Origin of the sequence: Chryseobacterium sp. 2VB (genome assembly GCF_005503635.1) — a bacterium.
Classification (GTDB): Bacteria; Bacteroidota; Bacteroidia; order Flavobacteriales; family Weeksellaceae; genus Chryseobacterium; species Chryseobacterium cupriresistens.
The window spans coordinates 1-12,838 of sequence record NZ_SCNC01000015.1; the positions used below are offsets into that span (position 1 = coordinate 1).

General features: G+C 36.8%; 9 protein-coding genes. 2 read left to right on the forward strand and 7 right to left on the reverse strand.

The genetic code is table 11. The features are described from left to right. Positions 1-118: 118 nt before the first annotated feature. On the reverse strand, positions 119-586 hold the full coding sequence (locus FFS26_RS14295) for an SRPBCC family protein (protein WP_110009485.1): 468 nt from the start codon (positions 584-586) through the stop codon (positions 119-121). Positions 587-736: 150 nt separating this feature from the next. Beyond that, the gene (locus FFS26_RS14300) at positions 737-1,519 is read right to left on the reverse strand and encodes an AraC family transcriptional regulator (RefSeq protein WP_137905338.1); all 783 of its coding nucleotides are present in this window, start codon (positions 1,517-1,519) and stop codon (positions 737-739) included. A gap of 76 nt (positions 1,520-1,595) precedes the next feature. On the opposite strand from FFS26_RS14300, the gene FFS26_RS14305 reads away from it, so the two are divergent. Beyond that, positions 1,596-2,738, forward strand: a complete 1,143-nt coding sequence (locus FFS26_RS14305; protein WP_137905339.1) for an MFS transporter — start codon at positions 1,596-1,598, stop codon at positions 2,736-2,738. 145 nt (positions 2,739-2,883) lie between these two features. Here FFS26_RS14305 and FFS26_RS14310 read toward each other — a convergent pair whose 3' ends face one another. From FFS26_RS14310 to rpsA, 4 genes are all read right to left on the reverse strand, one after another. Continuing rightward, positions 2,884-3,876 carry an alpha/beta fold hydrolase gene (locus FFS26_RS14310; RefSeq protein ID WP_137905340.1) on the reverse strand — a complete coding sequence of 331 codons (993 nt, stop codon included), beginning with the start codon at positions 3,874-3,876 and terminating at the stop codon, positions 2,884-2,886. 88 nt (positions 3,877-3,964) lie between these two features. Further along, on the reverse strand, positions 3,965-4,942 hold the full coding sequence (locus FFS26_RS14315; protein WP_110009488.1) for an EamA family transporter: 978 nt from the start codon (positions 4,940-4,942) through the stop codon (positions 3,965-3,967). Positions 4,943-5,070: 128 nt separating this feature from the next. After that, positions 5,071-7,698 carry a T9SS-dependent M36 family metallopeptidase gene (locus FFS26_RS14320; protein ID WP_228449440.1) on the reverse strand — a complete coding sequence of 876 codons (2,628 nt, stop codon included), beginning with the start codon at positions 7,696-7,698 and terminating at the stop codon, positions 5,071-5,073. Between the two features lie 382 nt (positions 7,699-8,080). Continuing rightward, positions 8,081-9,871, reverse strand: a complete 1,791-nt coding sequence (rpsA, locus tag FFS26_RS14325) for a 30S ribosomal protein S1 (RefSeq protein ID WP_137905342.1) — start codon at positions 9,869-9,871, stop codon at positions 8,081-8,083. 520 nt (positions 9,872-10,391) lie between these two features. On the opposite strand from rpsA, the gene FFS26_RS14330 reads away from it, so the two are divergent. Further along, positions 10,392-11,699, forward strand: coding sequence for a DEAD/DEAH box helicase (locus tag FFS26_RS14330; protein ID WP_110009491.1), 1,308 nt, complete (start codon positions 10,392-10,394; stop codon positions 11,697-11,699). Between the two features lie 78 nt (positions 11,700-11,777). Here the strand turns inward: FFS26_RS14330 and FFS26_RS14335 are convergent, their stop codons facing one another. After that, positions 11,778-12,671: an SMP-30/gluconolactonase/LRE family protein gene (locus FFS26_RS14335; RefSeq protein ID WP_137905343.1), complete on the reverse strand. Its 894-nt coding sequence runs from the start codon at positions 12,669-12,671 to the stop codon at positions 11,778-11,780. Between the last annotated feature and the right edge of the window lie 167 nt (positions 12,672-12,838).

Sequence of the window (12,838 nt, forward strand, 5' to 3'; positions counted from 1 at the left end):
CACAAATTAAAATGAAAACCTATAAAAACAAAAACCAAAGCAATAGTAAAATTACTCTGGTTTAATTATTTATTTTTGTACTATAATCTGTATCAGTTTTTCAGGACTAGTCATATTTTTACTTTTTATAGGGAGCTCCTTCTCCGGTTACCAAAAATTTTTTCAGGCTGCCGAGAAATTGCAGCCAGCCATTGGAGCAGATCTCATAACATTCAATATTGGGGTTCAGACCGATATGTGTTAATTTTATCCGACTACCACCGTCTTTTTCCTCTATTTCCCAAACAATTGTTGTTCCGACCCATTCAGTCTGGTTCTTTAATTCAGGAAGGGCAATCAGTGAATCTTCAACCGACCAGACAATTTTTGTATTGGCAGTTAATTCTTTCACACGCATTGTTTTGTGAATGTTGTCTCCAAATCTTATGGTAAAAAGATTTCCAACCTCCGAAGATGAACCTTCAAACAATTCAGTCCACCAAAGAGGAATTTCATCAGTTAAAGCCTGATACACTTTATCAGCAGTCGTGTTGACCCCAAGGGTATGTACGTAGTTCTCAACACTATTTGTATTAATAGTTTTCATAAAATTATTGTATTGGTAGTACAATTTTATGAAATTTACTATAATCCGGACTTTTCATAGGACAAGAAATATTGTATGACATTAACCTTGTCAAGGTTGCGAACCTTGACAAGGTTAACAATCGTACTTTTTATCAGCTGTACAAAAGGACTATTCATTCTTCATGAGATACTGCAAAGGTGTGGAGCCTGTCTGTTTTTTGAAAAACTCAATAAAAGCACTGTCTGATGAAAAGTCAAGGATATGCGACACCTCTCCTATTGAATTACCTTCCACCAAAAGTTCAATTGATCGCTGTAACCTCCATTGCTGTCTCCAATCCTGATACGACAATCCCGTTTCTTTTTTAAAAATACGGCTGATCGTTTTCTCCACCGCTCCTGTTTTTTCTGCAAAATCTTTCAGCATTGGAGGCATAGATTTCTGCAGTGTCCATTCTTCAGCTATTTTCGTAAAACGCTTATCCTGCGGCATTGTAAGTTCCAGTTTTTCTTCCGGAGCTTTACTCAGTTCATCCCAGAATACTTTTAAAAGATTAGTTTGATGCTGCCTCAACCCTGACCATTCCCAGGAACAAATTCTTTCAATAATTTCTTTTAACAAGGCGTTGACATGAAGAACTTTCAGATCAGGATTCATATATCTTTGGGAATATTTTTCATCAAAATAAATGGATCTGTAGGATACAATATTTCTGAAATTCACACGATGAACTTCATGGGGAGGAATCCAAAGCATTCTGAATGGAGGAAGAACCAGCTGCCTGTCAGAAGTAGTAACCGTCATACAACCTGATGGCGCATACAACAGCTGAGATTTCGTTGTATGAAAATGAAAACCGGAGTCATGCATCACCATATCAGAGGTTATTCCAACTACTTTTTCCGGGATTGAATCAGCATCAAAGACGTTGTTTTGTTCCAGTACAGCCATGTCCTATTTTTGATATTTTTTGTTTTTATATCATTATAAATATACATTGATTTTTTGGAAACTTTGCAGAAAAAAAATGAAAAAGACAAATCCTATCTGGCTGCTGACTCTGCTTGTGATGCTTCCACAGTTTGTGGAAACCATCTATAGTCCTGTTTTGCCAATGGTACAGGAACAGTTTGGAGTACATGAAGAAACAGTTACCTTAACAATCAGTTTATATTTTATCGCATTTGCACTGGGTGTGGCATTTTGGGGAGTGCAATGCGACAGGATCGGAAGGAAAAAATCATTGGAATATGGTCTCATTACCTATGGAGCAGGAACGCTGGCTGCTGTTTTCGCTCCTGATTTTATGGTTCTTCTGGGAGCCAGGATTATTTCTGCATTCGGAATTTCCGTGGGTTCCATCGTAACACAAACCATTTTAAGAGATACTTTTGACAAAGATAATCTCAGCAAAGTATTTTCCTGGATCGGAATAGGCTTGTCCATCAGTCCGGTAATCGGAATGGTTACAGGGTCAATACTGGCTTCCTCCGGCGGACATCAGAGCGTATTTATTACATTATGTATCTTGAGTATACTTTTTTTACTACTTTCCAGACAGAAAATTTCTGAAACTTATCATGTAAAGAAATCCATCAACTTAAACACATTGATCAGCTTATTGAAACGGATGCTGCATGATCAGAGCATCATCAAGTGCTGCTTACTGATTATGAGCTTTAATGTCTTGTTATTTTCATACTATTCACTGGCTCCGTTTATTTTTAAAGAAAATCATTATTCCTCTTATGTTTTCGGGTACAGCAGTATGATACTGGCTGGCGGTACCTTCGCGGGAGCAAAGCTTAACAGATTTTTGTTATTGAAGAATATACGGTCTGAATATTTAGTCAAAGCAAGTACATTCTCCGCATTGGCTGCCTCTGTTTTTGTCTGGATTCTGACAGGTACAGGAATTTATTTTGTAATTCCCTACTTCTTTATTGTGATGGCATTCAGCATTGCAATTCCCAATATTTTAAGCACCGCATTGATTCATTATAAAAATGAAACAGGAAGCGCCGGGGCTTTATTAGGATTAATTTATTATGTTCTGATAGGTTTAGGATTGGTGAGTATTGGACTGATACAAAATCTGGGAATTGCGTGTGTCCTGTTTTCTGGAATTGGAGTTGGTACTTTATTGCTGTTTGGGAACAAAAAGAATTGATTTTGAAACATTAAGTTTAATGAAGGTGATAAGATTAGGTAAGTTTCATCAAAGATGAAAAATTAAGCAAAATGTATATAAAGCTTATTATTTTACTCACTTGCAAAAACTTAATGTTTCCAATATTTTATATTTTAAAATTAATTTATTGTATAAAATCATACAGTGCTTGAAAAAATTTAGGATATACTTCGATATGCGGAAGGTGCCCAACATTTTCAATCTCGACAAGCTTTGAGCCTGCAATCTCACGTTGGGTTTTCTTTCCCAATTCCTGATATTGCCCCATTTTAGGTTGAAGTTCTTCAGGAGCTCTGTCCTTTCCTATTGCTGTTCTGTCTCTTGTTCCAATAATAAGCAATGTCGGAACTTTTATATTTTTAAATTCATAACATACCGGCTGATTGTAAATCATATCCGAAGTAAGCGCTGCATCCCATGCAACCTGAGGATAATCTTTATGAAGAGTCCATCCTGCAATTAAGTCTAGCCAGGGCTGATATTCTTCTTTCCATTTGTTGTCATAATAGAATTTCAGCTGATAATTTTTATACGTTTCGGCTGTATTTTTAAGTTCAGACTGATAAGCCTGATCAATGGTCTGGTAGGCTGCAAAAGTTTTATAATCTTCCAGTCCGATCGGGTTTTCGAGAATCAGTTTCTGTACTTTTTCAGGATATAGTAATGTAAATCTGGTAGCCACCATTCCTCCCATTGAATGTCCCAATACGATGGTTTTGTCAATTTTCAGTTCATCCAGGACCGCTTTTGTATTTTCTGCAAGCTGTGAAAAAGAAAATTGGTAAGCATGAGGCTTTGAAGACTTTCCAAATCCTATCTGATCAGGAATCACTACCCGGAATCCTTTAACAGAAAGGTCTTTTGCTGTTCTCTCCCAGTACGCTCCATTAAAGTTTTTGCCATGGAGAAGCATGACCGTTTTTCCGTTGGGTTTTTGCGGCTTTACATCCATATAAGCCATTTTCAAATCTTCGCCCTGAGACTTGAAATTAAGAAAATGAACTTCGTAAGGATATTGATAATCAGACAGCATTGCATCCAGAGGTTTTACCTGTGAAAATATAAAACCGGAGACCGTTAAAGCAAAAGCGGTCATTATATTTCTGAAATATTTCATAAAACGTTTATTTAAAGATTAAAATTAAAAAAACCGCTCCAAAAGGAACGGTTTTAACTGTTATTTTTAGTTAATATTTTTCAGACCATTATGCCATTGAAACTTCTTTTTCCTGTTTTGAAGGTAAATTCATTAAAACAATTGCAAAAAGAATCAAGGCAATTCCTACCCACTGAATGAAAAATACTTTCTCTCCCAGCAAAACGAAAGCCATGGTAACGGAAACCGGAAGTTCCAGCGATGAAACGATACTTCCAAGACCCAATCCCGCATTGGGAAACCCAACATTGAATAAGATAGGCGGAATAATAGTTCCAAAAAGCGCCAGTACAAATCCATACGTGAGAAATATTGAATAATTAAATGAATGGATATGTTCTGTATTATCAGTAAAATTCAGGTATAATGATTTTAAGCCATCAAAATACATAGGCCCTATCTGGGCAAAGAATAAGAATGCAAAAACGACAACTGAACCACCCGCCAGCATAATAATACTCTTTCTGAAAACCGGAAGATGAGTAGCCAGCGTATTAGAGGTGAACATTGTTAAAGTATAGGAAGCGGCTGCCATCAGCCCCCAGAATACTCCATGCCAGTCCAGCTCTATTTCCATATTAATAAGATTGGTTGCCAGAACCGTTCCCAACAAAACAATAACCACAGAAACCACTTTTCTTGTATTGGGAAGTTTTTTAGTTAGAATACTTTCCACCACCACACTGAACCACACCGACTGCATCAATAATACAATAGCAATGGAAACATTGATATATTGCACGGCAATATAGTAGAATAAACTTGTTCCGCCCAAAGAAGTTCCTGCAAGCAAGAGCATTCTTACTTCTTTAGAATTGGGCACCGATAATTTCTGTTTTGAGGTTAGGGTCTGAATAAAGTTCAGGATCAAAAGTCCCGTCAAACCTAATACGAATTGGGAAGTAGTTACTTCTGAGGTTGTAAAGCCATCCTGATAAGCCATTTTTACAAAAGTGGCCAACATACCGTATATACTAGCTCCAATCCCTACAAATAAAACACCTTTTAGTATATTTTTCTTCTTCATAATTTTTTTAACAGCCTGCAAAGGTACAACATATAAATTAAATCATTCAGCAGTGTTATAGTGATAGATAAATAAAATCGCCACAAGCAAAGCTTGTGGCGATTTTTGAGATTGATTATAAAAGTTAATTATTTTTTAACCATTACTTTAGAAGCAGCTTCGAAACCTAGTCCTTTGATTTTAACCATATAAGTTCCGCTGACAAGGTTGCTTGTAGAAATTGCTTTCTTGGCATCCGGTGAGATTTTATCTTCTGAAGAAACCAGTTTACCAGACATATCATACAATTCTACGCTTACTTTTCCAAGAGTATTGCTTGGGAATTTAATATAGAATTCATCTTTGGCAGGGTTTGGATAGATAGAAATGTTGTTGTTCTTATCTGCCTTTACATCATTGGTAGCCAATAAACATGCTTCCGGAACGTTAAAGTCCTGAACCTGATCATTAATATTATTTTTAGCTCCTGCTGATGCATTCACTCCTAAACCTCTTCTTGCAAAAACTCCCCAGATCATACATTTATCCTGTCCCTGAGTAGTTGCCATCTCAGCTGCCAATATTGCATTTCTTCCATCAATAAAGCTAGGATTACAGCCCTGAAGTTTAAGAGCATCTGTTACTAACTGTAGTACTTTTGTGCTTCCGTTAGGGGTTGTTGACAACACATCTGAAGCATAACCATATTTTTCAACATATTTCCAGTGAAGATCCCATAACATGGTTGCCCAAACAAAACCGATTGAGTGTACATTCGGAACAACTGCTGATCCGTTATTGTATTCCATTCCGTTTGTATTTCCATAGGTATATCCGTTAACAGCGAGGTTTGTAGAATATTTTGCAGGTCTGATACCACCACCAGTTATAGGCTGACCTATTGCATAAGTACCAGTACCTCTCGCTACTGTAGCATCATCTCCTGCTTTGTTTGTCAGCATTAAAGCAAAGAAATCAGACCATCCTTCTCCCATCTGTTCCTTACTCACGCCTGAATTCAGACAGTTGTATCCGGTACCGGTCATTCTGTTGGATATTCCGTGACCGTATTCATGGGTTACGATTCCGTTATCAAAACTTCCGTCAGGAGTCTGGTTTCCTTTTAAAGTAACATTTACTGTTGTACTTGCTGCAAGGTGAGTTTTGATATATTCACCTTCTGCATTGGTAATCAATACTGAAGGGATTGTAATTGTAGGGTCATTCCCTGCCATATTTCCTAAAGTAGAACCATTTACTGCGTTGTTATATATAATGGCCGCTTTAGCTCCGGCATCCTGAAGATTTTTCACTTTTACTGCAAAAGCACATGTTCCTCTCTCAACAAGCCCTATTTTATTAGTCAATGAGCTTGCAGGTAAAGCCGTACATCCGTCTAAAACTGATGAAAGTGCTACATCTCCTGTCAATCCGTTCATTGGTAATGGATTACCGAACTGTGCAGTTCCTGCTCCCGGTGTTCGGGAAACAGCAGCACTTGGTGCATTATAGAAGAATACTCTTCCAACCGGGGACCAAAGATACATTTGCATTCTTCCATTATAACCATCCTGCCCTGAAGAGAAATTCGCATTATTTAATCCGCTTCCATCCTGCGCCTCTGCGTATACAGAATCATCATCACCTCCAACAGGTCCGTTACCAAAATTGTTCTGCTGGAAATTTCTGGCAGATTCTGTAAATCCAAATTTATAGAAAACGTCGTGAATTCTGTTATTCAGATAAAATAAATTTGTAATGGCAGCATTTCTGTTATTTAACGGCGTTTCATTGATGTTAAAAGGGAAATCAAAATTTCTTGTTGCCCCTCCGTCTGCCGGGGTTCCGGTAAGATAATCAGGTGCAGTTAAAGCAGTTCCAGCTGAATCTTCATAGGCAAAAACGTTATTTCCTCTTGTAATCGTGTAATGATTGGTTCCGTCAGAATGCCATCCTTCAGGAGAAGCACTCAGGATCCAGGGATTGGTAATAATGGATCTTGAACCAAAAGTTGGCGCTTCAATAGGTAATGGAAACACATTGTATGATGCATTATCCGGCAGAAGTAATGGAATATTATTCTGTGCTATGTTGTTCTGAGGCCCCACTAAGGTATTTTCAAAATGATCGGCATGGGTATATTCCGCATCGGATGAATAAGCATCATGATGAAAATTACAAGATAGTGTAAGGTTATTTTTCAACAGGATATTTCCATTGTTGGCATCTACTACAATATTCCAGTAATTGGGTGACTTTGGTTCCATTAAGGTATATTCATATGCCAAACGGAGGTTTCCGCTCTCATCATTTGCATATACCAATCTTTGATTGGCTGAAGTCGCTTTCTTCTGAGTTTTTTCAAGATACTCAAGAATAGTGAAGTTTGCTATCTCAGGATTTTTCAGATCTTCAGCAATCTTCTGAAGCGCTGTGCTTTTACTGATAGCAGCAGTACCTGATGTAGATGCAGTATAATCTTTTACAAAATTATCGGTGTAGTAAACAATTTTATTGTCCTGAATCAATGCTGTTCCTACAGAGCTGTATATTGGCAAACCATTATAAGTCTGTAAAAATTTAACAACATTACCATTCAATGATTTTGACGGATCTACATTATCAACAATGATATTATTAAGATCAGACTTTTTATATTCCCTTATTTTATTTTGAGAAATATAATCTTTAATCAGTTTTTCATTATCCTGTCCGAATAATATTGTCGGAAATGCAGAAAATACCGCAAATAAAATAGGTAAAGCTTTGTTTTTCATATCCATTATTAAAGGCGCTAATCTACAAATAATTCACATAACTTTAATACTTTTTATATTAAAAAATAAACATAAATCAATACAAATAAAGAAAAACATTTTGAAATCAATTTACATATTTATCAATCATGAGAATCCTGCATTATATTTATGCGTACCACATTATGTTTACCACATGTTTAATTTTTTTCCATACAAACATTTTCTTTTTATAAGTCATTTTAATGAATATAAATTTCTGACCCACGGAAATCTGTTTTTACTGTTTTACCCGATAGTTTTTGTTTTTTAATGTCTTATTACACTTTTATGTTCTTTGCCGTATAGCCATAAAAAAAGCCGCTCGAATGAGCGGCTCTTATGTATTATAATGGTTCAAAGATTATTTACCTTCTTCCATTTTTCTTTTCAACTCTGCTAATGCATCGATGTCTCCAAGAGTAGATCTTTCTTCGTTGTTAGAAGAAGAAGTTACGTTTCTAGAAGAAGCTTCTTTTACGTTTTTCTTCTCTTCGTCTCTGAAGATACCTGTGTGAGATACTACTACTCTCTTGAATTCTTTGTTGAATTCGATTACTTTGAACTGAGCTTCTTCACCTTTTTTGATTTTAGATCCATCTTCTTTCTCTAATAATCTTGAAGGGCAGAAAGCTTCAACCTCAGCATCCTCGAATTGAACAGAAGCTCCTTTATCGTGAACTTCTACAGCTTTACCAGCGTGGATAGTTCCTTCAGCATATTTAGTTTCGAATTTATCCCATGGGTTTTCAGTCAATTGCTTGTGACCTAGAGATAATCTTCTAGCCTGAATATCTAATTCAAGAACTACAACGTCTAATTTATCACCTACTGCGCAGAACTCAGATGGGTGCTTGATTTTCTTAGTCCAAGAAAGATCAGAGATGTAGATTAATCCGTCGATACCTTCTTCTAACTCTACGAATACACCAAAGTTAGTGAAGTTTCTTACAGTTCCTACATGCTGAGATCCTACCGGATACTTAGCTTCGATGTTTTCCCATGGATCTTTAGACAATTGCTTGATACCAAGAGAAATTTTTCTTTCTTCTCTATCTAAAGTTAATACTTCAGCTTCTACTTCATCACCTACTTTTACGAAATCTCCAGCAGATCTTAAGTGAGTAGACCAAGACATTTCAGAAACGTGGATTAATCCTTCAACACCTGGAGCGATTTCTACGAATGCACCATAGTCAGCAAGAACTACTACTTTTCCTTTTACTTTGTCACCTACTTTCAAGTCAGCAGAAAGAGCATCCCAAGGATGAGCTTCTAATTGCTTCATACCTAATTGGATTCTTGTTTTCTCATCATCGAAATCAAGGATTACAACTTTTACAGTTTGTCCGTCCTCAAGGATTTCAGATGGGTGGTTCACTCTAGACCAAGAAAGGTCTGTAATGTGGATCAATCCATCTACACCACCTAAGTCAATGAATACACCGTAAGAAGTGATATTCTTAACAGTACCTTCAAGAACCTGTCCTTTTTCAAGCTGAGCGATGATTTCTTTTTTCTGACCTTCGATATCTGCTTCGATCAATGCTTTGTGAGATACCACTACGTTTTTGAACTCAGGGTTGATTTTCACAACTTTGAACTCCATAGTTTTTCCTACGAACTGATCGTAATCTTTAATTGGCTTAACGTCAATTTGAGAACCAGGTAAGAATGCTTCGATTCCGTGAACGTCAACGATCATACCACCTTTAGTTCTTGATTTAACAAAACCGTTAACGATTTCTCCAGTTTCGTGAAGTTCGTTTACTTTATCCCAAGCTTTAAGTGTTCTCGCTTTTCTGTGAGATAACTGTAATTGTCCAGTTTTGTCTTCTCTCTTGTCAACCATTACTTCTACCTCGTCACCTACTTTCAGGCCTTGGTTGTAACGGAATTCGTTTAGAGAGATAACACCTTCAGATTTGAAGTTGATGTCTACGATAGCTTCTTTATCAGTTAATCTTACAACTTTACCAATTAGAACGTCGTTATCGTCTAAGTTGTTTAATGATCCGTTGTAGATTTCTTCTAAATCGCTTTTTTCTTTTCTCGCATCTGCATCAAGACCTGATTCGAATGAATCCCAATCAAATTGTTCTGGTGCTACGTTTTGGTTTAATAAAACCTCTGCTGAATTTGTCTCTTTTGACATTTTCTAATAAATTTGTATTCCTTCTTTTTTAACGGTTTGAATAAATGCAGATTAAAAAATACGGAAGTAATTAATTTTAAGTAATTTACTCTTCAAACCTTTTCGCCACAAAAGTGGGTGCAAAGATACTATTTTTATTTGAGATAAGCAATAGATTCTACTACTCTGATATTTAATTTATATATTTAAAAATCAATACCTTGATTAAAGTATGCTTCGACTGAGCTCAGCATGACATTCTAATACTAACCGTCTTACATTCAGAATAAAGCAATATCCGCTGTCATACTGATTATACACTGAAAATTTACAAGAGGCATCAATAAACAGAAGACAAAGTGAGATTCTTCATTTCGCTGCGCTTCATTCAGAATGACAGGAACACAGAATTAAAGAAGGACCACACTTTCCAATCCTTCTCAAACTCTCCTACTCTCAAATCCTCAAACTCTCCTACTCTCAAATCCTCAAACTCTTCCACTCTAAATCCTCAAACTCCAAAATTCACTACCTTTGCAGCATGGAATTACAGCCGATCTATCAAAAACTGCAGATTCAGGATATGAATCAGATGCAGAAATCTACTTATAAAGCGTCTGAAAACAATACAGACATTGTCTTACTCTCTCCTACAGGATCCGGGAAAACGCTGGCCTTTTTATTTCCTGTTCTCAGAAATCTGAAAAAAAATGTTCAGGGTGTTCAGGCATTGATACTCGTTCCGGCAAGGGAGCTTGCTTTACAGATTGAACAGGTTTTTAAATCCATGGGAACAGATTTTAAAGTTTCTGTATGCTATGGAGGACATGATAAAAAAATTGAAGTTAACAATTTGATTGAAGCTCCGGCTGTGTTAATTGGAACTCCGGGAAGAGTTGTTTATCATTTAAGAAATAACAATTTTGATCCAAAAACGATTAAGACTCTGGTTCTTGATGAATTCGACAAAGCTCTGGAACTGGGTTTCCATGATGATATGGAATTTATTTCCAATTCTTTAAAAGGGCTTTCTCAAAGAATTTTAACATCTGCCACAGCTATGGATGAAATTCCGGCTTTTACAGGCATAAAAGATGAAAAAGTAATCAGTTTCCTGAAAGAAAATGATGTAAAACCGGATCTCCAGCTGAGAAAAGTGATGACCATTCCGGAGGAAAAACTGGATACACTTTTCAATCTGGTTTGTAAAATCGGAAACAAAAGAACCCTGATCTTCTGCAACCACCGTGATGCTGTAGACCGTATCTCTGAACTTCTTCATCAGATGGGAATCGACAGAGAAACCTTCCATGGCGGTATGGAGCAGGATGAAAGAGAACGTGCGCTGCTGAAATTCCGTAATGATTCTGCAAGAATTCTTATTACTACGGATCTTGCTGCCCGCGGACTTGATATTCCTGAGGTAGAATCTATTGTTCATTACCAGCTTCCTCCAAAAGAAGATGCTTTCATTCACAGAAACGGACGTACCGCAAGAATGAATGCCAAAGGTTTTGTCTACCTGATCATGACTGAAGAGGAAAACTTCCCGTTCATTAAAAACAATACTCCTGAAGAAAACGTTGCCGGATTCACTAAAGTTCCGCAAAAAACACCTTTCCAGACGGTTTACATCAGTGCAGGAAAAAAGGATAAAGTAAACAAAGTGGATATTGTAGGATATCTGCTAAAGAAAGGAGAGCTTCAAAAAGAAGATGTAGGAATTATCGAAGTAAAAGATACTACATCATATGTTGCCGTCTCCAGAAATAAAGTGAACGCCCTTTTAAGAAAGCTTCAGAACGAAAAACTGAAAGGTAAGAAAGTAAAAATGGAGATTGCTTATTAGACCTTTCACTCTACACTTTATTGTCATTGCGGGGAGCACAACAACGAAGCAATCTGCCCTCCCCGCAATGACATAATATTATTTAATTCCTTTCACTCTCAGAGGGAAAGTATACACTGACCTGGAGGCAGTAATGAAAAGAATATCATTGTTTTTACCGCCAAAAGTGACATTGGAAGTCCAGTCTTCAGGAATCGGGATGTGATAGATCTTCTTCCCGGAACTGTTGAAAACATGCACTCCTTTTCCTGTCAGGTACAGGTTTCCGTGTTTATCCATCGTCATGCCATCTGACCCCATTTCACAGAACAGTTTTTTCTCAGATAATTTTCCTTCTCCCAATATATCATAAACGTAGGTTTTTCCGGCATCAATATCAGATAAGTACAATTTCTTTAGTTTTTCACTCCCAACAATACCATTGGGTTGGGTGAAAGTTTCTAATTGGGTAACTTTTCCTGATTTATCTCTGTAATAAAGACTTTTATGTTGAATTTCCTGTTTAAAACCAACCCAGTAATCTCTTTCATACAAAGGATCTGTAAAGTACATTCCTCCAAATTCATCATTCCAGACATCATTGGGGCCGTTCAGCCTTTTTCCTTCGAAACCTTTTAGCAGAACTTCTACTTTTTTGTCTTTGGATATCTTCCATATCTCACCCTGATCGTCTGAACAGGTAATCAAATACCCATCTTTGTCAAAGTGTGTTCCGTTTGCCCTTCCTGTTTTATTCAAAAACTCTATCACCTGATTGGTTTTCCAGTCCCAATAATAAATCTTATCATTAGGCTGATCGGTGAAATAAACATTCCCTTCTTTATCTGCTGATGGTCCTTCTGTGAAACTGAACTTGTCCGAAACCTTTTCCGGCTGCACTCCCTCATAAAACATTTTACTATAATTTACTGATTGACAGTTTACCAATGCGAAAACCAAACCAATCATACCTATTTTAAGTATATTCTTCATGCTTCATTTTTAAGACTGCAATTTACGATATGACCCAGAGGTTTCAAAATATTTTCCCGTTCTGATACAATAAAAACAACAGACACAAAATGTCCTAATTATCCTATTTTGGAAGTAGATCATATTAGTAATGAAAAGATATAATCCGGAGCTTTGCAGTAACAGAA